At 48.6% G+C, this 23,399-nt stretch carries 14 protein-coding genes and 2 tRNA genes; 8 read left to right on the plus strand and 8 right to left on the minus strand.

The window, feature by feature from the left end:
• The first annotated feature begins 144 nt into the window (after positions 1 to 144).
• Positions 145 to 1,623 carry a tagaturonate reductase gene (locus tag CIL02_RS15845; protein ID WP_094403218.1) on the plus strand — a complete coding sequence of 493 codons (1,479 nt, stop codon included), beginning with the start codon at positions 145 to 147 and terminating at the stop codon, positions 1,621 to 1,623.
• 76 nt (positions 1,624 to 1,699) lie between these two features.
• Here CIL02_RS15845 and CIL02_RS16580 read toward each other — a convergent pair whose 3' ends face one another.
• From CIL02_RS16580 to CIL02_RS15880, 7 genes are all read right to left on the minus strand, one after another.
• Complete coding sequence (locus tag CIL02_RS16580) at positions 1,700 to 1,903, minus strand: hypothetical protein (RefSeq protein ID WP_094403219.1); 204 nt, start codon at positions 1,901 to 1,903, stop codon at positions 1,700 to 1,702.
• A 180-nt stretch (positions 1,904 to 2,083) separates the two neighbouring features.
• Positions 2,084 to 2,833 carry a hypothetical protein gene (locus CIL02_RS15855; RefSeq protein ID WP_094403221.1) on the minus strand — a complete coding sequence of 250 codons (750 nt, stop codon included), beginning with the start codon at positions 2,831 to 2,833 and terminating at the stop codon, positions 2,084 to 2,086.
• Between the two features lie 28 nt (positions 2,834 to 2,861).
• Positions 2,862 to 3,416 carry a hypothetical protein gene (locus tag CIL02_RS15860; protein ID WP_094403222.1) on the minus strand — a complete coding sequence of 185 codons (555 nt, stop codon included), beginning with the start codon at positions 3,414 to 3,416 and terminating at the stop codon, positions 2,862 to 2,864.
• A 19-nt stretch (positions 3,417 to 3,435) separates the two neighbouring features.
• Positions 3,436 to 6,939: a hypothetical protein gene (locus tag CIL02_RS15865; protein ID WP_094403224.1), complete on the minus strand. Its 3,504-nt coding sequence runs from the start codon at positions 6,937 to 6,939 to the stop codon at positions 3,436 to 3,438.
• A gap of 26 nt (positions 6,940 to 6,965) precedes the next feature.
• On the minus strand, positions 6,966 to 8,510 hold the full coding sequence (locus CIL02_RS15870) for a hypothetical protein (protein WP_094403225.1): 1,545 nt from the start codon (positions 8,508 to 8,510) through the stop codon (positions 6,966 to 6,968).
• A gap of 59 nt (positions 8,511 to 8,569) precedes the next feature.
• Positions 8,570 to 9,013, minus strand: a complete 444-nt coding sequence (locus CIL02_RS15875; protein ID WP_240513753.1) for a hypothetical protein — start codon at positions 9,011 to 9,013, stop codon at positions 8,570 to 8,572.
• Between the two features lie 80 nt (positions 9,014 to 9,093).
• Complete coding sequence (locus CIL02_RS15880) at positions 9,094 to 10,584, minus strand: hypothetical protein (RefSeq protein WP_094403228.1); 1,491 nt, start codon at positions 10,582 to 10,584, stop codon at positions 9,094 to 9,096.
• A gap of 128 nt (positions 10,585 to 10,712) precedes the next feature.
• On the opposite strand from CIL02_RS15880, the gene CIL02_RS15885 reads away from it, so the two are divergent.
• The 7 genes from CIL02_RS15885 (at position 10,713) to CIL02_RS15915 (ending at position 22,809) form a co-directional block, all read left to right on the plus strand.
• Positions 10,713 to 12,746 (plus strand): DUF5686 family protein, encoded by a 2,034-nt coding sequence (locus CIL02_RS15885; protein WP_094403230.1) that lies wholly within the window; start codon positions 10,713 to 10,715, stop codon positions 12,744 to 12,746.
• 93 nt (positions 12,747 to 12,839) lie between these two features.
• A complete protein-coding gene (locus CIL02_RS15890) occupies positions 12,840 to 16,139 on the plus strand; it encodes an exodeoxyribonuclease V subunit beta (protein ID WP_094403231.1) in 3,300 nt (1,099 codons plus the stop codon).
• Entirely contained in the window at positions 16,136 to 19,021 is a 2,886-nt protein-coding gene (locus CIL02_RS15895; protein ID WP_240513755.1) for a PD-(D/E)XK nuclease family protein, read from the plus strand. Before CIL02_RS15890 ends, CIL02_RS15895 begins: the two co-directional genes overlap by 4 nt.
• Positions 19,022 to 19,114: 93 nt before the next feature.
• The gene (locus tag CIL02_RS15900) at positions 19,115 to 21,652 is read left to right on the plus strand and encodes an ATP-dependent Clp protease ATP-binding subunit (protein ID WP_094403233.1); all 2,538 of its coding nucleotides are present in this window, start codon (positions 19,115 to 19,117) and stop codon (positions 21,650 to 21,652) included.
• A gap of 188 nt (positions 21,653 to 21,840) precedes the next feature.
• Positions 21,841 to 21,914 (plus strand) — tRNA-Asp (locus CIL02_RS15905).
• Between the two features lie 24 nt (positions 21,915 to 21,938).
• Positions 21,939 to 22,012: transfer RNA gene (locus tag CIL02_RS15910), tRNA-Asp, on the plus strand.
• A gap of 389 nt (positions 22,013 to 22,401) precedes the next feature.
• Entirely contained in the window at positions 22,402 to 22,809 is a 408-nt protein-coding gene (locus CIL02_RS15915; protein ID WP_094403235.1) for a hypothetical protein, read from the plus strand.
• A 46-nt stretch (positions 22,810 to 22,855) separates the two neighbouring features.
• On the opposite strand, the gene CIL02_RS15920 is transcribed toward CIL02_RS15915, so the two are convergent.
• On the minus strand, positions 22,856 to 23,362 hold the full coding sequence (locus CIL02_RS15920; protein WP_094403236.1) for a redoxin domain-containing protein: 507 nt from the start codon (positions 23,360 to 23,362) through the stop codon (positions 22,856 to 22,858).
• Positions 23,363 to 23,399: the final 37 nt, after the last annotated feature.

The raw sequence follows: 23,399 nt of genomic DNA on the forward strand, positions 1-23,399 counted from the left end.
TGGCAAATTTACTAAAAAAAGCAACATTCGCAAACCTTTGCGCAATAATTTTTAGATAAATAAATGCCAACGTATGAAGATTTTTATTATCTTTGCATCAATCTTAAACAAGAAACACCGAAAACTAAAACAAATACATCAAAAATGAAAGAATTAAAATCATTGAACAAGCGCACTGCGCCTAAAAGCGTGATGCCAGAGAAAATCATTCAGTTTGGAGAGGGAAACTTCCTACGAGCATTCGTAGACTGGATAATTTGGAACATGGACCAGAAGACCGACTTCAACGGCAGCGTTGTCGTCGTACAGCCTATAGACAGAGGTATGGTCGACTGGCTCAACGGACAGGACTGCCTATACCACGTAAACCTACAGGGCCGTCTCAACGGAGAGGCCGTCAACAGCCTTGAGCGCATTGACGTCATCAGCCGTGCACTGAACCCATATACACAGAACCAGGCCTACATGGCACTTGCCGAGCAACCCGAGATTAGATTTGTCATCTCCAACACCACAGAGGCAGGTATCGCCTTTGATGACAAATGCAAATTCACCGACGCTCCTGCAAGCTCATACCCTGGCAAGCTCGTCCAGTTGCTGTTCCACAGATACAAATATTTCGATGGTGACCCCACCAAGGGACTCATCATTATGCCATGCGAGCTGATATTCCTAAACGGCCATCACCTGAAGGAGTGCATCTACCAGTACATAGAGCTGTGGAAAGAAGACCTTGGCGCTGACTATGAAGGCTTCAAGAGCTGGTTCACAAACAGCTGCTACGTTTGCGCAACCCTCGTCGACCGTATCGTTCCGGGCTTCCCACGCAAGGAGATTGCCGACATACAGCAAAAGATTTCCTACAAGGACAACCTCGTTGTTCAGGCCGAGATATTCCATCTGTGGGTGATAGAGCGTCCTGAGAACATGACTTGCGAGGAGCTAAGAGCAGAGTTCCCTGCTGAGAAGGCAGGACTGCACGTCCTTATCGCCGAGAGCGAGAAACCATACCACGAGCGCAAGGTAACCTTGCTTAATGGTCCTCACACCGTACTCTCACCTGTAGCCTACCTTAGCGGCGTAAATATCGTACGCGACGCCTGCAACCACGAAGTCATCGGCAAGTATATCCACAAGGTACAGTTCGAGGAGCTTATGCAGACACTCAACTTGCCTATGGACGAGCTCCAGCAGTTTGCCGCTGACGTGCTTGAGCGTTTCAACAACCCGTATGTAGACCATCAGGTAACAAGCATCATGCTCAACTCATTCCCGAAATTCTGCGCACGCGACCTTCCAGGAGTGAAGACTTACCTTGAGCGCAAAGGTGAGTTGCCACAGGGACTGGTATTCGGCCTCGCAGCCATCATCACCTATTACAAGGGTGGCAAGCGTGAGGACGGAGCAGAGATTGTACCAAATGACGCACAGGAGATCATGGACCTTCTCAAGGAGCTTTGGGCAACAGGCGACACCCAGAAAGTTACCGACGGCGTACTCGCTGCAACCGATATCTGGGGCGAGGACCTGCATGGCGTAAGCGGATTGGCTGAGTTGCTGAAGAAAGACCTCGACCTTATTCAGGAGAAGGGTATGCTTGAGGCTGTCAAGACAATCCTGTAATGGTATTAAACCGAACAACACACATATATATATAATAGGTGGAAGCAACGTGCTTCCACCTATTATCGTCTCTATTCTACCATGCCTTCTTCTTCTGTGCCAGTTTTGCCCATCTCGGAACGCAAAGCATTGCATGTGCCAACGCAAAGCTTTGCAACCGTCCACGCAAAGCTTTGCAACCGCCAACGCAAAGCTTTGCATCTGCCCACGCAAAGCTTTGCATCCGCTCACGCAAACGTTTGCTTGAAAAGGCGCCTTCATTTTGGAATTCCTTCCCCATGTTTTCCACAGGGTCCTACTTCCACCACAAAACATGTGTGTAAGAAAACGCGGCAATATGTATAAGAAAACGCAGGGGCATGTGTAGTCAAACTCAGCTACATGCTTAGACCAACGCAACAGCGTGAGTGGCAGCTTGCACCGAGGTGTGTTTTCAGGTGTAAACGGACAAGATTCTTCGTTAGTTCTCAAGCTTCTTCATCAGCAGGCCATCGCCAGCATCAATAAGCTCATTCTCCTCATCAAGGTAATAGACAAACGTCTTCCCGTCACCGAAATCGCAGTTCAGTTTGGAATATGTATAATAGAAAGTTCCATAAACCGTAGCATTCCCCCCTGATGTCTCAGCAATAGTGTTACCACGGATGGTGATGAATATTTCTCCGAAGTCAGTCTTCACATACCATGTTCCCTGTATCCATTCGGGTGCCTTCTCTGCATCAGCATGCCTGCCAGGAGCCCTGTCGTTTGGTACAGCAGACGGACGGAGCACGTCTGTAGGAGTTTCGCTAATGACGACAACATTCTCCCTGTATCTGCGGTCTTTCCAGCATCCGCGCAAGGTGAACATAACGACAATTATGAGGCCAACGGCCAGATATATCAGCAACTTAATACATCCCTGACGTGTGTCACGCCTGCGCTTCATGATTTCCTCAGGCGTGGGCTGATGGAAGTTTGGTCCCAAGCCAAAGGGTGCGCCAACAGGCTGTTCTTGTCCAATAAGCGCCTGAGCCTGCTCTATCTGAGCTGGCTGCTCATTGAGTGATGCCACGGTTTCGTCTGGCTCAGGGCCTTCCTCCTTACGGAGGGTATGCTCGAACGGCATTCCGCAACGTGGGCACACACAATCTACCGTCATGGCACCAGCAGGAGCCTCGACATCAAATACAAGTCGGCATTTTGGACATTTTACCGATATATTCTCCATTATCGCTTCTTATCAATATTCTGTTTATCTACTCAAACCTGACGAGAGCCTTTTTTGATACCCTCCATACATCACCTTCCCTAACAGCAGAGCCTTGCTCAATGGTAACAATCCTTGTTGGATACTGACGAGTATTACCCTCAACCTTGCATACGGACTTCACAAACTGACTGACGGAAATCATGGCTGTTGCCAGCGCGTCATGACTGTCAATAAAGGAGAACGAGCCGTTATAGCCATCAGTAGTCGTGAGGCAATAGACGCTTGAACCCTCCTGAACGGCAGGCGAACTGCCAGTAAAGGTGCCATCGGCTGCTGGGGCAGACAGGTAGAGAACTGTGTTTGCGGGAGCCACAGGTTGCTGGGCGGTCATCGTTTCAGCAGAAGATGCCGGCTTGTCAGACTTCTGAGCAAGAAGGGCTTCCAACGACTCGACCTTCTCAGACATAGCTGCTATCTGAGAGTTTAGTGAGCTAATCTTGCTCTTGAAGAATGCCGACTGGCTTTTCAGTTCCTCAACCATCGCACCCATATGTGCAAACGACTCACGAAGTTCCTGTATTTCCTTAGCGTTTCCAAACATTATTGCAGCAAGTTAAATGTTATAATTTCTCTATCAGGTTATCCCTGATGCTACCCTTGATGGGATAGAAGAACGGTACATCCTCTATGGGGTCGTTGCCGTTACGGTCGTTACGGTTGCCGTTCTGATAGTTCCATCCACTTACCAAGTGGTGCTCAAGGTCAAGTCCTACCAGTTGGCGGAAATTCTGTAAGGCTGTATTGTCAACGAGGAATCGGTCGACGACATGTATCTCGTCGCACAAAGCATTGAAGAAGTCGTTGAACGTCCTGACATTTGCCACAATCTGCTCACGAACCTCCTGTTTTTCCATATCATCATATACAAGGCGTTCTTTTCCGATTGTTGACCAGATGACTTTCACCTTGCTGTCGAAAGTATCAAGCATGTTGTTGAGCGTCTCAACATCCCTAACCCCATCACCTGCCGGATTGCCTACCTGCATCAGAGCACCACGGCATGTCAGCTGCTTCGGCTCCCTGCGTTCCATAACTACCGAGAAGCCATCGGAGCCATAGCTACGGCCATAGACTTTCTCGAATACAGCTCTGGTAAGCAGGTCAAGGTCACGCTGGCTGCCCACTATGTCGAGTACCTTAGAGCCAGTACCGCTGAACATCAGGCATCTCGGCATATCGAGATTGCGATGGTGCATCAGGCTGGCAACGTAATAGACGATGGCCGTATAGAAATATATGAACACTATCTTGAACCTTCCGTCCTCACTTAGTCGGGCGTTGTATGAGAAGACATCGTTGCCACCGACAGCCTTGTTGCTGATAACAGAGAAGAGGAAAGCATTAATCTCCTCACTCTTCCTCTTTGCCGTAATGTCGTCGAGAATGCCGTTCAGCTCTCCATACTTATCATCGTCGCTATTGAATATGCGTCTGAAATAGTCTACATACTTGACGGTCATGGGATTGGTGTCTCCATGCGGGACCTGCGAGAAGCCATCGCCAAAGAGAACATTGGCTGCAAAGCGAAACGAAGTCAACAAAGCAGGCTGAGAGGCATTGGCCTCGTAAACAACTACATCCGACGAACCTCCACCAATGTCGATGCTTGCCACCGTAGATGCTGCACCACGATAATTGCTTGAGCAACGGTAAAAATAATATGGAGCAACAGACTCAGGCATCTGCATAATGTTGTGCTGAACATCGGTAATGCCAAACACGTCTGCAAACGTACGCTCCCACAGGCGGGCAAGGGTGTTTATGTTGCCGACCTTCATAGAGAGGGGATAGAACCATACGAGGCGGGTGCGGGCAATGTCGCCTCCACCCAGCAACACCTTTGCACGCATCAGCTGTGCTATCTCTGTCAGATAAGCCTGTATACGCTTCCTAACAGCCATCTCGGCACCTTGCGTAGTGGCTCCATCGGTACCCCACTTGAGGTTTGGCACGATGCGGTTTCCATATCCTGTTGACTCCTTCTCATAGATAAACGGTATATTGGCATCGGCAAGAGCAACTATACTGTCAATATTCTCAGCATCCATGCGCTCACTCTCGCTCAATACCGTACGTTGCGGAAATCCATAATCAGCCCCAATTTCCTTGGGCAGGAACTCCTGCTTCATTATGTTGTCGTAGACATTGTGGGTACCATTGTAGAGTGTTGCCACAAGTCTCTCAACAGCAGCATAGGATATGGCAAGCGGCTCGGGCATTCCGTCGCCCCGCTTACATTCCACATGTGTGTTGGTTGTACCGAAATCGACTGCAAAAGTATATGCGTCATGACCAGGCACATAGAGCGGCCACTTTGGACATACCACTCCCTGGACAATAATGTTTCCCTGCTCATCGGCAAGGCTTACGCCTATATGGTCGAAGTGTGATGCCACACGATAGTAATGCGACCCTACCCTACGCTCCTTCTTCATCGTACGGTTGCGGCATGTCACAACATCCTCCGCCAAAGCCTCAGCAACACCATTACGGAAGAACGACAGACCAAGCGAGTGGTTGTCGAGCATACCCAACGCACGGTCTATGAGCTGTACGTTGTAAAGCTGGGCTCCCTCCGTTCTAACAAACGGGAAGAGCGCAAGAGCAAACGGAACGGTTATGAAATGACCGCAGTCGTTGCTCACGTCATAGCGCATGTCCACTCCATTGGCGTTGGTATATGTACGCTCAAGAGTGATAAAATGTCCCTGTTTCTGAACGGGTATGCGAAGAATAACCTTTACTGTCTCGCCCTGCCCTATCCTGGTATGTACCATCTCAAAGCGTGGCCGTCCGGCAACAGTTCCCCAAAGGTCTGCAACATCAAAATACTTGAAGAACAACGGCTTGAGCGGCAATACGAAATCGTTGTTGTCTGTATCACGGCTGCCTGCGGAGAGGTTTCCGTTGAAGTAGCAGTTGGCGTCCATGGTATAGTCGAGTTTCATAAGCGCAGGCTGGAAGAAGTCTTCAGCCGTCAGCCATGGATATTGATGATTGGTAGCAGGAAGCACTCGCTTGTCTGGCGACAACCTGCAGTCATCAAGAGTTATTATGGTTGTATCGTCCCAATAGCCTGTAACATATCTGAATGGGTCTGTAGAAGGTGCGTTCAGATGGTTCTGAAGAACAAGTGGTATGCGCTCACCCTCAGGCTTGCGAGTGGGAATCATGAGGAAATCGCTCTTGGCAATCGCCTCAACCACGTCTTCCTGTCGCGAGCAATAGAGTGGTACTCCAAGTATCTGTGCTCCGCCTTCAATAGGCGAATAGTTTGCATTGAGATAGTTTCGGGCCTTGTCTGCTCCCTCTATGTCGAGCGACGCAGGGTTGCCGATTTCGGTAAGTATCTGGTCACGCAACTGTTTAGGCAATTTTGGCAAAGAAGCAATGAGATAGGCATTTACCTCGCCACAACGCTTCTTCAGCTGAGGGTATGCGGTGAACAGGGCATAGAGCATGGCTACAAACTTCGGAGTGCGCTGATGTAGCGGTCGCCATGAGTCGAATGCCATCTCGTTTTGCTCAACCGGAATATCCACCGTCTGTGGCTTTGCGTTTGGCGTGGCCATAAAAAGCGTAACTGGTGACGTAGAGCCGAGCACCTTGTTGCCATAGACAAGGAAATAGAGTTTGTCCATAATATCGAAATTGAACGCCTCCTTGTCCTGTTCCAGGAACATAGCCATGGTATCGGCCAGCAACTTGTGCTGTGGCTCATCCTGCAACATGGCAAGGGCCGTAGCCCTGTTCCACTCCACGATGTGCAGCCTTTCCTTCAGCTCGCCATAAGAGAAGAACAGCTGGGCAATATCGAGCGCATTACTGACAAGCTTCTCGTCCATGGCCTCGCCTATAAGGTCTGCATCCATGGAAAGTCTGCGGAAGGCATTCTTTACAAGGTCCATATTGGCAAAGGGCGATGGTATGGCCGTGCGTGGTGTATCGGCGAGTCCGGCGTTCGGGTCGCTAATCATGTTTATCTCGTCGGCCCCATATTGTGCCGTCAGGCTAATCCAACTCTCGCCTGTAGTCTTGTTGTTATAGCTTAATATGTTTGACATATCCTGTTATCACTTAGCATCATAAATTATACTACACCTACAAATTTCTCGTCTATCAACTTCTCCAACACCTCGTCCAGCAAATCAAGGAGCTTGTATGATACGTTGGCCGATGTGTAGCGTCCCGTCTTTGAGATGTCCATACTGGCCTTGTTGAGGGCTGATAGCAGAGTCTTGTAATCGATGGTACCCTGAAAGAGTTTCTTTCTGGGTGCAATGTCGCATAATGCCTCCGAAAGTTTTGTTGTCTCAAGATTGAATGGTGCGAAACTGCGCCTATTGTTTCGCAGTTCTACGAGCCACATCCTGTAAGCCACAAAGAAGTTTGATGTCAGGTCGTTGAAGAACGTCGACGACAGGAACTCGTTGCGTATCTCGGGCTTGTCGTAGGTGTAGCCATGGCCAATATCGGCACGAAACTGGTTTGTGATGTACATATATGCGAGATGGAACATGGCCATGCGCCTGTTGACAAGCGATCGTGTCTGAGCGCCAAAGTCGCGCAGTGTGAGCGTCATCTTGTCGGCGGCAAGGCCATACTCCTTGAATATGGGGTTCAAGGCATTCCCGTTACGGCTCACAAGTTGAGAGTCGGGAATGGACAGGAAGTCAAGTATAGCAAGAGCACCCACATACTCAATGACGTGTGCGTCGTTGCGCTGTCCGTTATCGCCAGGGTCGTTGAAGTAAGGATTTGATGCCACCTCGTCGCCTACATAGTAGCAGGCGTTAATCTTCGACATGTTAAGATCCTGTCCCTCCTGCCTCAGACCTGTGAGGTTATCATGATAATAGAACAGGGCCGACTTGGTCTTTGATATGAAGTCAGCTCTTGATATAGGACTATTCTCGTCTTGCTGTACGTTGAAATAAGGCAGCACGGTAAGGGCTCCTATCTTGGCATCACGCAAATCACCACGGTTGTTGAGCATGGTGTTGTTGGCCGCATTGCGGATATTTTTTACTATGATGGGGTATCCGGCTGCTCCCGTACCTCCAAATATGCTTGATACGACAAACACCCGGTCGTTCTTGTCGAATACGTTAGAGAACTGGCGGAATTCTTCGCTGTCCTTGAACTGGTTGAGAGCCACGGCTCCGATATTTGGGCTGCCCACAAAACCGATATCCATCTTTGTGTCGAGCTGGTAATCGGAGAACATCATCGAGCACAAAGCCTGATTTCCGGAGTCGAGCGTAGGATAGGAAATGAAGTCGCGGAACTTCTTCGACGCCACCGAGCCGAGGTTGAACATAAATGTATCGGCTATACCCGTGCTGTCCGGTATAATATCGCTAAGTGTGGAAATCTTTACTCCGAAGAATCCTTTCTTCACATCATCACTATCTCCGTACATGCTTCTGCGTATCTGTCTGTACCACCTGAGCAGATTGTCCGTCCGCTTCAGGTCTTCGTTGGCCTTGTGAGGATCAACGATGATAGGTACTATCTCGGCAGGCAACTGGTTGCCGTTCTCGTCCAATGGACGTATGCCGGCAGCAAGCTGCATGATAAGCGGACGCATTACGCGTGAGCCTGTACCGCCGACAAGGAATAGGAATAGTCTCATGTGTTGCAGTTTTTTTCTTGAAAATGACTGAGATTATTATGTGTTGCAGACATCGGCTGCTACTCCGGAATTGGGGTGTGCCGGCAATTGCTGCTCCACCAGCGTATGCTGAAGCTCGCAATTACGAACAGTACTGCCGTTACAAAGACATCTGCCAGGCAGAACGAGGCTATCTGCCCTGTAAAATCGTAACCCAACTCCATGAATATACCTACAAGGCTTACGAATATGAACACTGGTCCTGCCACAGAAGCAACACCAAGCATAATGAGCCAATGGTACCATCGGCTGAAACTTACGGAGTTGACTAAATAATAATATGTGAAAGCCGGTACCCATCCAAAGCATACCGTAACAAAGGCTAACAAACGGTAAACTGACAGGTTGTACAACTCATTAGAGAATGCACGCTCATAATAAAGTGCCTCATACAACTGAGGAGCAAACAATACAAACAGCAACGACAATATGCCTCCAGCAATGGGAAAAATTATATTTTTCATTATTCTGTTATTTTTTTGTTCTTGTGATTATATGTTTATTCAAGTTTATTATTCAGATTTAGCACACAGCCTGTTTCCTCTTACTTCTCTAATTTCAACGTCATCGTGAAATAAGCAGGTTCTCCTTTTACGTTCCTCGTGTATGCGTCATATATGCCCTGCATGAGATATCCAAAGGCAAAGGTGCTGTGGGCATCAGGTGTCGTATCGTCATCAATAGATGTTTGCGAAACCCATTCCGGCAACACGTTGCGGAGTGATATGCTTATCTCCTGGTCGTTAGTGAAACTCTTCATGCGCAGTATAAAAAGATGTGTAGCATTACCAGCATATTTCTTTTCGGCAGCCGTAAGATCCTTGTGCTCATCAATGGGCGTAATCTGCTGGATAACAACCTCATCATCGGCACTTACCTTATAGTTGGCAGGGTTAAGCAGGGAACGACTATCTGCAAGCACTCCGCTCAGGTCGGCCGCAAGTACAAGCTGTATATCTCCAGAATTGCGGTCTATCTCTACGTCATCTATATTCGTGATTGCATCCTGCTGTCCCCTAACGGTCCTGAAGCGTCCGCGTATGGACGGGTGACTGAGCAGAAGGGTGTAATGAGGCTTGAAGATATTGGGCGAGGCAAAGAGATACATGTTCTCATATCCAGGCAAAGTCTCCACCTTTGCCAGCGCACCCAGTTCCTTATCGTTGGCCAGTCGGGACATCACGCTATTGTCAGCAACCATAACGACATAAAACGGCCTATTGCCCCGATAGCGAGATACGGCATTGTTGTAGGAATAATACTGTCCGGAAAACATTCCGTTGAGCTTCACAACGAGCATGGAGCGGTTAGCGCTCGGCTCCTTGAATACGGCATTGGTCATGCCCTTGGCTTCGGAAAAGACTTTCTGAGGATTGATACCCTGCATGTCGCGGGTAGAATATATCATATCGGAGAACAATACAGAGAGACAGTTGTTGCCAGTCTTGTTTAGCAGGATATCAAAAATCTCACGGAAATCCGTATACGAAGGGTCTCCGATGCCCTTAGTAGCCTCGAAGATATCGTTGTCTTGCAGGAACTTCGATGTTCCCTCGGGATATTCGTTTACGGTACCGTTAACGATGAACAGCCTGCTTACATTATCGGGAACCTTGTTCATCATACCCACGATAGCCGCCTTGAACGCTCCATCCACATCGGCATTATCGTATCCTGTCATAGAGCCACTACGCTCAAGGTAGAAGTCTACAACCACCTGCTTCCCAGCCACTCCGCTAAACGTAATCTCCTTAGGCGGTCTTCTGTCGGCAAAAAACTCTGTTACATAGTTCTTGACATACTCTACGTTAAGTTCGTCACCATCATAGAACTCTGGATAATGGGCTCGATTTGCTTCGAAGAATGCCGACAATTCTTGCCAGTCGCCACTGCTGATGTCACCATCAGCATCCGCAACATCCAGCAAAAGCTTGTTCAGCTCTCCTTTGCTCCTATCCGCACAACTATCCAAAAAAACTGTCAGCAACAAAGTAAGAATTACCGCTGACGCATAAAATATAATAGTTCGTTTCATTCCTGTTGGACGCCAAAATGTATCAATCCGTTGCAAATTTACAAAATAAAATAATAATAGGAGGCATAAAGGTGCGTTTTTTTCACGATTGCTTTGACATTCCACCCGTTTACGCTAACTTTGCAAGTATGAAATACCTTGCCACATACTTATTGGCAGCAATATGGTTCCTTGCCTGTAGTCAGGAGGCTTCGGCAATAAGGCCAGACTCTCTGATGCTCGAACGGATGTTCCGTTACGCAGCATCGGTAGACACTTCTGATGCCCACGGGACAAGCCGCAGCAACTACACTCGCTTCGGCCTTAACATAGAGCGCAAGAACATCACCCTGCTGGCCGTACCTACAATGTATGCCGTTGCAAATGGAGGCAAAAGGAGCTATATTGACGAGAGCTACGGAGTGACGGAATACAACAGCACGAGGGATGTACGCACACGCACATTGATAAGGAATACTACCATTCCACACAGGCGCAAGACCATGGAGAACGTAACAAAGTATCTTACTCCGAAGCTCTATGACGAGACTATTATAGACGAGTATATAATCTCTCCGTTCAACAAGGAGAACAGGCGGTTCTACAAATACTCCACTACTTTCCTGCTCGATGGAACTGCTCGCATAGAGTTCACCCCGCGGCGTAAGAACACCCAGCTGGTAAGTGGCACGGCTCTTCTCGACTATGCCACAGGAAGAATTATCGAGTGCAACATCCTGGGAGAGTACGACATGATAGACTTCAACCTCAACCTTACCATGGGCGACGAGGGCTTCCGCTCCCTGCTTCCAAGCAAGAGCAACCTCGATACGGAGTTCTCCTTCCTCGGCAACAGGATAACCTGCCGACATGTGGCCTACTATGACCTCCCCGTCAATGGCAACCTAAAAACGGACAACAGGGAGACATGGGAACAGATGGGAACAGTCAGGCCCGACACCCTATCGTACAAGGAGCAGGCGGTAATAGACGAGTATGTAGGGAGCCGTGACACCAAGGACTCTACCATTGAGAAAAAGAAAAAGACACGCTCAGCCATACTGTGGGACATTATAGGCGACCATGCCGTAAACCGAATAAGGTCGCATTTCGGAAACGATGACAGGGGGTATGTAAGGATTAACCCCATTCTGAACCCACTCTACCTGGGCTACAGCCACCGAAAGGGCATCACATACAAATTCGACATCAGAAGCAGCTATATGTTCTCTCCACAGAGCGAGCTATCGGCAAGACTGAAAGCCGGATATTCCTTCAAGCAGAAACAGTTGTACCTGTCCATACCCATCACATGGTATTTCAACAAGGCCCGCAACGGGTATGTCATGGCCGACATTGGAAACGGCAACAGGATATCCAACTCCATGGTGGTCAGACACATGCTGGCACAGTTTCCAGACTCGGCAGATAGTTGGCAAAACTCAAACATAGGTGAGTTTACCGACAACTACCAAAAGATTGCCGCAAACATAGATATTAACAAATACGTAAGCATCAAGGCCGGCATATCGCAGCACATCAGGAACGCCGTAGACAAGCGTACATACAAAGACCTGGGTCAGCAATACACCTATCGCTCATGCGCTCCAATGCTTGAGCTGAAGCTAAGACCATGGTCGTGGAACGGCCCAGTCCTGACGTGCGACTACGAGCGCAGCTTCCGTGGGCTGATGAAGTCAAATACGGAATACGAGCGATGGGAGCTGAACGGAGAATACACCTACCTGCAGAACAATCTTCAGGCACTTCACATGAAGCTGGGAGGCGGTTTCTATACCAGCCGCGGCAGGAACGAGTACTTCCTTGACTACGAGAACTTTAGGGAGAACAACGTCCCAGGAGGATGGAACGACAACTGGAGTGGAGAGTTCGAACTGCTGCGAAGCGAGACTTACAATAATTCCGACTATTATATACGTGCCAACGTAACCTACGAAAGCCCACTCCTGCTGTTCAGCTGGATACCCATTGTGGGCAAGTTCATAGAGATGGAACGCATACATATAAGTACCCTTGACGTGAAAGGCATCCACCCCTACATAGAGTCTGGTTACGGCTTCACCACACGCCTGTTCTCTTTCGGAGCATTCATAGCGACAAGTCAATGGAAATTCCAGTCGGCTGGAGTAAAATGGGGCTTCGAGCTGTTCAGACATTGGTAACAGAAACGATATGACATCACACTATTATTTTATTTGAGAAGAATATATAAACATCTATAACCCCTGCACCCAATAAACCACAGAATTTCAACAATGACCTCCAACAACAAACTGCTTACCGTCTATAGGGCAAGCGCTGGAAGCGGAAAAACCTTTACCCTGACGGTAAAATTCATAGAGCTGCTAATAGAGAGACCTGAGAACTACAGGTCAATACTGGCCGTGACCTTCACCAACAAGGCAACAAACGAGATGAAGCTACGAATACTCAGCCAGCTATACGGCCTGGCCAATGGGCTGCCCGACTCTGACGACTATGCCCGTGCCATAGAGAACAGCTTCCTGAAGAGGGGAAAGACCATAAGCCGCGAACAGATTATGACTAATGCAGCCATCGCCCTGAGGTATCTGCTGCATAACTACAACTATTTCCGGATACAGACCATTGATGCCTTCTTCCAGCAGGTGACGAGGAACATGGCCAAGGAGCTGAACCTAAATGCCAACTTCAAGCTATCACTCAACGACAAGCAGGTGGAGGAGAAGGCTGTCGACGAGATGATTGAGCAACTGTTGCCCAAAAGCGATGTCATGAAATGGATTCTCGACTACATAAGCGACAACATCAGCCAGGACTTGAGTTGGAACGTCATCGGAGCCATAAAGGATTTCGGACTGACCATATATAAAGATGTATATAAAGAGCACGAGGACGAACTGAACAAGATATTCAGCAATCCCGCATTCTTCAAGGACTTCGAGACAAAGATGCGCGCTATCATGAGCAAATCCGAGAAGTTTTACGAAGGAGTTTACGCATCTTTCTGCGAGACCCTGTCCACGCACGGTGTGGAGATATCCGACTTTAAAAATGGTACGCGTGGCGCATGCGGCTATTTCATAAAGTATGGCAAGGGCTTAAGGGAAATGTCGAGGAAGAAGGACGACGACCACTTCAACAAAACGGCTCAAGCCGCTTGCGAGAGCACCTCGGCATGGGTGAAGAAACAGGACATGGGAACCTCTCTCGAACTGGCTGCCGAGGCTCTCAGGAAGCTTATGAACGAGGCCGAGGACAAGAGGCGGGAATATCTCGGCAACTACAAGTCTGCTGCCAGAACCATTGAGCACATCAGCAAGCTGCGCCTGCTGGGAAGCATCAACGACAAGATTGACGAGGCAAACGCTCTGGCCAACAGGTTCCCGCTGAGCGCGACACAGATGCTGCTCAACAGAATGATTGGCGATAGCGACGCCCCGTTCATATACGAGAAGATTGGGACGCAAATCAAGCACATCATGATAGACGAGTTCCAGGACACGAGCATGGCACAATGGAAGAACTTCAAGGTGCTGCTCAACGACTGTCTGGCACAACATTCGACAAGTCTGATTGTGGGAGATGTAAAGCAAAGCATCTACAGATGGCGAAATAGCGACTGGAGACTGCTTAACGCTATCGGCAAGGAGTTCGACAACAAGGATATCGGACAGACAACTCTCGACACCAACTACCGCTCGGAAGCCAACATTATCAACTTCAACAACGTATTCTTCGAGGAAGCTGCAGCCACTGAGTTCGGTGAGTTCAAGGACACGTTTTCCGGCATCGGAGACATATACAGAGGCAGCAACATCATACAGAAAGTTCCAGACAGCAAGCATGGACAGCAGCGAGGGTATGTAGAGATTGCCTTGCTCGACAAGCAGGACTATCGAGCCAACACCCTCGCAAGGACGGTTACCATCGTTAAAGACTTGCTGGCAAGGGGCGCGAGACAGAAATCCATAGCCATACTGACGCGAACAAACTCCAACATAACCACTTTAGGAGAATATCTAATGAATGAGCTGCCTGGCGTAAACCTTGTCTCTGACGAGGCGTTTGTGCTTGGCGCATCACTTGCCGTCAACACAATCATAACGGCCATGAGAGTATTGGCAAACGAAGACGATATCCTTTCCAAGGCCACTCTTGCCAGATACACCCTTCTGCTTATAGGCCAAGACGACACGGCTGCCGACATATTCCGCCACATGGACAATCTGGATGACATTCTGCCAAAAGCATTCCGCAAGGCAGAGAGACAAGTCCTGCTGACCAAGCCTGTCTACGAGCTGGCAGAGACAATATACACCATCTTCTCTCTGGCATCCGTCCGCGAGGAGACAGCCTATGTATGCAAGTTTTTCGACACTCTTGCAACGTTCCTCTCCGACTATCCCGCCACCCTAAAGGACGTGCTTCGCGAGTGGGACGAGAACATGTGCACAAAGGCCATCGAGAGCGACGATGTAGACGGAATAAGGCTTATAACCATACACAAGAGCAAGGGTCTGGAGTACGACAATGTCATCATTCCGTTCTGCGACTGGCCTCTTGAGCGCGGCGGAATCATATGGCTCTCGCCAGATGTAGCCCCATACAATGAGCTGCCACTGGCTCCCATAGAGTTCAGCAAGACCGGACTCGAAGGTACCATCTACGAGGCAGACTACGAGGCAGAGCACGTGCAGAACCTCGTGGACAACATGAACCTTCTGTACGTGGCTTTCACACGTGCGGGGAAAAACCTTTTTGTCATAGGAAGGAAGGCTTCGTCAGCAACATCACAAAACACAGCCATCCGCTCAGCCATTCTCGAAACCGTCTTACCCGAGCTGACGAAGAGCAGTAAGCTGGCTGGAGGCACCTTTGAGGAGGAGAATGACGGAGAAACCTCAAACATGGTATACAGGCTTGGCGAGATATATATTGCCGATGAGAAGGAGGAGAAAGCGTCCGACAACGTATTCAAGGCTAAGCACAGGCAGATTTCACTAACTGATGTTGCCGTAGGCTATAACCCAGCAGAACGGGCAGTACAGTTCCGTCAGAGCAACAAGAGCCGGGAGTTCACGGGCAACCATGAAGAACCCGACGAGGAGCGTAAGGCATACATACAGACAGGAACCCTGCTCCATTACATCTTCTCTACCATAAGCACTCTCGACGACATCGACAAGGCTCTCACCATGCTTGAGCAGGAGGGTGAGCTATACCCGGCCTCGCTATCTAAGGAGAAGCTCATGGCCATGCTGCAGAAGAGGCTCGAGAGCCCGAAGGTAAGGGAATGGTTCTCTCCCCGCTGGCATCTCTTCAACGAGTGTGAGATATTGTCCAGGGACCCTATGACGGGCAAGACTGTAACACATCGGCCTGACAGGGTGATGACCGACGGTAAGGAGACGGTAGTTGTCGACTTCAAGTTTGCCGCACCCAACGATGAGCACAAACGCCAGGTGGCCACCTACATGGCCCTGCTCCGGCAGATGGGCAACAGCAACGTAAAAGGCTATCTCTGGTACGTTTATTCCAACAAAATAGTAGAAATAGAAGCAGAAACGATATGAGCATGACACACAACAATACCTTCCTTGAGCATGTTGCACAGGACATCATCGCACGGTTCGGCACCAACCTGGCCACTACAGCAGTCGTGTTCCCCAACAAGCGTGCCTCGCTATTCATGAACGAGTATCTCACGAGCATTGCCGACAAGCCCATATGGAGTCCCGCATACATCACCATCAGCGACCTGTTCAGAAGACACTCGTCTTTAGAGGTTGCTGACCAGATAGAGCTCATCTGCCGCCTATACGCCGTCTATTCCAAGCATGTTTCCATGCAAGGGGCGGCAGCAGAGTATTCTCTCGACCACTTCTACGGATGGGGCGAGCTGCTGCTGGCCGACTTCGACGATCTGGACAAGAACATGGGCGATGCCGATAAAATATTTGCCGACCTTAGCAGCTATCAGCAGCTTACTACAGCTCCTGCCGACATGCTCGACGAGACGCAGCTGGCACAGCTCCGCAGGCTCTTCGGTTACTTTGCCGAAACCGACAGCGAGCTGAAGGCGAGGTTCAATGAGCTATGGGGAAAGCTGCCCGACATATACCACGACTTCCGCAACGGGCTGGCCAAGGACGGACTGGCATACGAGGGTATGCTCTACAGAAACGTGGCGGAAGAGCCAGACATAGACTTCCGATACGACAAATACCTGTTCGTGGGCTTCAACATGATGCAGCAGGTGGAACAGCAGATGTGCCGTAGACTGAAAGCACAGGGCAAAGCTTTATTCTATTGGGATTTCGACCACTACTACCTCGATTCTAAAAGTTGCGAGGCAAAAAGCGAGGCAGGAATATATATCGCCAAATATCTCGAACAATTCCCCAATGCCCTGCCATCAGCCGATGACAGTCTCTACAACAACATCGGCAAGCCCAAGGACATAACCTACATTAGCGCGCAGACGGACAACATTCAGGCCAAGCTCATTCCGCAATGGCTGGAACAGAAAGGACGCAAGGAAGCCGGAAGGCATACAGCAATAGTTCTGGCAGACGAGAAGCTGCTGCCTACGGTTGTCAGCAACATTCCCCCGGGCATACCTGTAAACATCACAACAGGATATCCACTGGCACTCTCGCCAGCCGCCTCGCTGCTCAACCTGCTCATAACACTGCGCACCGACGGCCTGCGCCCCGACGGATGCTCGTTCAGGCTCAAGGCAGTGAGCAGCCTGCTTACCCACCCATACATTATATATATTAGCGACCAGGCTATGAAGCTCAGGAGCAAGCTGCTCGATGAGCGCAAATATTTCCCTACATGCAAGGAACTGACTATAGACGAGGGTACAGGTCTGCTGTTCAGGCAACCTGCTGAACCAGGCGATACGGCCGAGACCATAACATGGATGGCGGAGGTAATGGAATTTATCGGGCAGCATAGCGGAAGCAACGATGACCCGTTTTTCCAGGAAACCATATTCAGGAGTTTTACTTTGACAAACAGGATAAAACTCCTAAGCGACAGAGGATTACTCGACATAAAGCCACAAACGCTCGAACGCCTGCTGAGTCAGATAGTAAGCTCAACAAGCGTTCCCTTCCATGGAGAACCGGCCGAGGGAGTACAGGTAATGGGAGTACTCGAGACCCGAAACCTCGACTTCGACCATATACTCTTCCTGTCGTGCAACGAGGGAAATATGCCTAAGGGTGTCAACGACTCTTCGTTCATCCCCTACTCCATCAGAAAGTTCTACGGACTGACCACCATCGACAACAAGGTGGCCATCTATGCCTACTATTTTAACAGGCTAATACAAAGGACAACAGACATCACCCTGACCTACAACACCACTACCGAGGGCACCCATACTTCAGAGATGAGCCGCTTCATGCTACAGATGATGGTTGAGGGGCCTCATACCATATCAAGGGAAAGCCTGCTGGCCGGACAGACCCCTATGCGAACTGTCCAAAAAGCTGTAAGCAAGACCGACGATATCATCCGTAAATTGCTTACGCCCAAGAAGGAAGCCAAGCTACCAAGCATCTCGCCATCGGCTCTCGGTATGTATCTCAACTGCCAGCTGCGGTTCTTCTTCGCACATGTGGTAGGGCTCAGGGAGGATGAGGACGAAGAGGACGAAGACATCGACGCACGCATATTCGGAAACATATTCCATAGTGCAGCCGAATTTTTGTATTGCGGGAAAATAGGACGCATACTTCAGGCTGATGACCTGCGGAAACTCCACAAGGAGGTTGACTCATGCGTGGAGAAGGCATTTGTAAAGGAACTGTTCGGACAAGACCCTACAACGGCCAGACTCGGCAGGCTAAACGGACTGCAGGAAATAAACTCAGAGGTTATAAAGAAGTATCTGCACCGATTAGTGGAGGCCGACATGGCGAAGGCTCCCCTTACTATCCTGGCAACAGAGAAATGGGTAGAACGGGAGTTCAGCACAATGGTAGGCGGCAAGGTCGTCACATGCAAGTTCGGAGGCATCATCGACCGTGTCGACCGTACTGAGTCAGACGGCAAGATACGCATCGTAGACTACAAGACAGGCCGATACCCATCGTCATGGCCGAAGACGGTAGAGGAGATTTTCGATAGTGAGAGAAATACCTCCATTCCCGCCAACTACTATCTGCAGACCATGCTCTATTCGTCTATTGTGCGTGCCCAAAACCCGCAGACACCTGTCGTACCAGCACTGCTATACATACAGCGGGCATCAAACAAGGATTATGACCCAACCTTGACTTTCGCCAAGGAACCTATTGGCGACATATCCGACTATGATGACGAATTCAACCAGATGCTCCAGCAGTTAGTTGGCGAAATGTTCAGCACAGACATCGACTTTGCCCCAACAACAGACAGAACAAGATGCGAGAGATGCCCGTTTGCGCAACTATGTTACTGATTTAGTATTTTTTGGCATAGACTTTGCATTATATCACACAAAAATGATATAATTTTGCAGAGTAACAATAAGAAAGAAAGGATACAGACCAATATGACAAGCCAGTTTTCACCAAAAGTATCGGAAATACTTGCATACAGCCGCGAGGAGGCTACACGGCTCGCAAGCAGGTCTGTCGGACCGGAACATCTTCTCCTGGGCATCATACGCGACAGGAAGAGCAACGTTTGCGATGTTCTGAGACGAATGGCTATCAATACGGACATCATAAAGGCCGAACTGGAAGATAGGGTAAGAGAGGACAACTATTCACAACCTCTTATAACAACAGAACTTGTACTTAACGATAAGGCAAGCAACATCCTGAAGCTCGCCGTACTTGAGGCACGCGTGCAACACACACAGACAGTGGACGTGGAACACCTGCTACTGGCCATGCTTCACGACAAGAGCGACAATGGGGCAAAAATTGTGCTCGAATCAAACAATATTACATATGATGACGCTCTTGCATACTTGCACAAGACAAGCAAACCTAACGACGGCATAGGTCTGTCGGATGACGAGTTCGAGGACGAGATGGATGATAACACAGTGGATAACAAAAATCAGAACAAGGACCATATGGCTACAGCAACGAAGAAGCCAGCCGGCAAGACTCCTGTACTGGACAACTTCTCTACCGACTTGACACAGGCAGCACTCGAAGGCAAGCTCGACCCTGTGGTGGGACGTACGGCAGAGATAGCACGAATGATGGAGATACTGTGCCGAAGAAAGAAGAACAACCCCATACTCATAGGAGAGCCAGGAGTAGGCAAGAGCGCTATCGTCGAGGGACTGGCGCAACTTATTGCCCACCATCGCACCTCACCGATACTTTTCGGCAAGAGGGTAGTAAGTCTTGACATGACGGCCATGGTAGCAGGAACGAAATATCGTGGACAATTTGAGGAGAGAATCAAGACCTTGCTGCGCGAACTGGAGCAAAATCCTGACATAATAGTATTCATCGACGAGATACACACCATGATTGGAGCAGGCAGCACGCCTGGCAGCATGGACGCAGCCAATATCATGAAGCCAGCCCTTGCAAGGGGTACCATACAATGTATCGGAGCCACGACCATCGACGAATATAGAAAGAGCATCGAGAAGGACGGAGCATTGGAAAGAAGATTCCAGAAAGTACTTGTCGAGCCAACATCCGAGACTGAGACCCTCGATATCCTGCGCAATATCAAGGACAGATACGAGGAACATCATCATGTCAACTATACCGACGAGGCACTAAGCGCATGTGTCAAACTGACAGGGCGATATGTCAACGACAGACACTTCCCGGACAAGGCCATTGATGCTCTTGATGAGGTGGGAGCAAAAATACACCTGCTGCATGCAGAGGTTCCCGTCGAGATAAGAGACAAGGAAAAGGAAATAGAGCAGATGAAGGCCAAGAAGCAGGCTGCCGTGAAGAACCAGAACTTCGAGCTGGCAGCGGGCTTCCGCGACAGACAGACCGAGCTGGAGGCAGAGCTGGCCGAGATGAACCGCAAATGGACAAGTGGCGACGGAGCAACACGCATAACCGTTACCGATGCTGACGTGGCAAACGTAGTGGCAATGATGTCTGGAGTACCCGTGCAGAAAATAGCTGAGGCAGAGGGTTCTCAGCTGCGGCACATGGCCCAGGAGCTGAAGAACAGGATTGTAGCACAGGATGCCGCCATAGACAAAGTGGTGAAGTCCATACAGCGCAACCGCGTGGGACTCAAGGATCCCAATCACCCCATAGGCGCATTCATGTTCCTTGGCCCGACTGGAGTAGGAAAGACATACCTTGCCAAGCAGCTCGCCATCATGATGTTCGGACGCGAGGACGCACTCATACGCATAGACATGAGCGAGTACAGCGAGAGCTTCAACACTTCAAGACTCGTAGGAGCACCTCCGGGATACGTAGGCTACGAGGAAGGAGGACAGCTGACCGAGCGCGTCAGAAGACATCCCTACTCCATCGTGCTGCTTGACGAGATAGAGAAAGCTCACGGCAACGTGTTCAACATGCTCCTGCAGGTTCTTGACGAAGGCCGACTTACCGACGGCAACGGACGATTGGTAGACTTCCGCAATACCATTATAATAATGACATCCAACGCAGGAACACGGCAGTTGAAAGAATTCGGCAAGGGCGTGGGCTTCAATGCAGGCACCACCATGGGACTATCCCTTGACGACAAGGATAAGGAGTACGCACGCTCCATCATACAGAAGAGCCTCAGCAAGCAGTTCTCGCCAGAATTCCTAAACAGGCTCGACGACATCATCACCTTCGACCAGCTGGACATCCAGGCCATAAAAACCATCATCGACCTTGAGCTCTCCGGCCTATTCGGACGAATGGAACAGATGGGCTACAAGCTCAACATAAGTGACGAAGCCAAGGAAATGGTTGCAACCAAAGGCTACGATGTGCAGTTCGGTGCCCGCCCACTTAAGAGAGCTATCCAAACCTATATAGAGGAAGGTCTCTGCGAGATGATGCTCAATGGAGAGGCACATCCGGGCGACACGATAACAATCGGCAAGGAAGAAGGACAGGAAAAACTGAAATTTGAGATAACAGCCTAATATCCAAGAAATAGGGACGCATTGCAATGCGTCCCTATTTCTTATGTTATTTTTGAACCAACAACTATCAACAATATACATCAAACTCTATTTTTACATAAATCAAAAAAAAGTTCATGTAATATTTGGTGGAAACAAAAAATAATTGTACCTTTGCACTCGCAAATGAGGAACAGCATCCTTTCAATGGTGCGTTAGTTCAGTTGGTTAGAATACATGCCTGTCACGCATGGGGTCACGAGTTCGAATCTCGTACGCACCGCAACTGTTCCTTAATAATGCACAAGGTGCGTTAGTTCAGTTGGTTAGAATACATGCCTGTCACGCATGGGGTCACGAGTTCGAATCTCGTACGCACCGCAGAGAGTCTTAAGTTAAATACTTAAGACTTTTTTTATGCCATATTCCACAGCGGAACCTAATAAGCCCCATACCAGGAGTTGAGGTTTATTATGAATGAGAGTTTGGGGTCAATTTATTCCATTATTGAAAATCTTCCTCCAAAAGGAGTGAGTTTCTCAGATTTTATTGCTACCTTTGCCATGTCTGTCGGGTTTGATACATATTTTGATTTGCAACACTAAGATAAGTGAAAAATCTGACATGGCAAAATTCTGAGGCGCTCGGCTTTGCCGCTTGCCACAAGCAAGAACTTTTTGTTGCTCAGGTACTTAAAAAAAATAGAACTATAGTGTTGCGGAATTAAGGAATATCAATAAACTGAGTAAAGAATCATAAAAATAAACACTATGTCATTCGATTATATATCTGATCTGTTCGGAAAGTTCCGCAAAGGCAAGAGAACACGCTTTACGGACGTAGAAACAACAGCTAAGGACTTGCTTGAAAAATTCGTCAAAGGCGAGATTTGCAATAAGGACTTCGCTGATGGGTTCATAGATGTCGGCAAAAGATTCAATGAACTCATGGACAATGGCAATGAGATCGTTTTCGATGAAGACACCCCATTGTGGCTGAACTCCCTGCTGGGTCTTCATTTCACTGACTGGCTCCAATTCCAAAGGATTGAGCAATACTTCCAGGAACATCCTGAAGAGTTGGTTGGTGAGAGGGCAGCCACCTTTGCAAATTTGAAACAGCGTCAATACACGGAGAAATTCAAGGCTGTATGCGCCAATGTAATTTCTGAGCTCTAAAAGTAAAATTCAATCAAAAACATGGGTTACTTTCCTGCAAAATACCTCATAGATTGTAAACAGGGTTGCCAACTGCAATGACCTTATTGTTATTATCTAGCAAAAATGTTTGTAGAGCAAATTCATCAGGAATATTGTAAGTCTTTTTAAAATATCCCTTTTTATCAAAGAAAACAGGCATATTCCAATCAACCATTCCTAACAGGTTCTCTGCTTCATGCTTTAAAGAAGAATTGAAGACAAGTAACATAACCACGCTTTTCTTCTTATCTGAAACCTCAGATATATACTCTTTCCATTTCTTGAGTTGAAGTCTGCAACTATAGCAATAGGAAGTATCTACATACGAAATGATTTTATATTGATTCTGTTTCAGAATAGAATCAACAGAGACAGGAATAGTATCTTTAACTATGGCAGTATCTGATAATACAATGGTCTGTCCTATCAACTCCGTAATTATTTCATTGACGTTGTTGGTCTTACGATGGTGCAGATAAAGCGAAGATGTGATTAACACTATTATTCCCAAAAGTGTCAACACAACAAACATAGTTTTTTTGATTTGAAATACTTCATTGTTAAAGTTG

This window comes from Prevotella sp. P3-122 (assembly GCF_002251365.1).
GTDB lineage: Bacteria > Bacteroidota > Bacteroidia > Bacteroidales > Bacteroidaceae > Prevotella.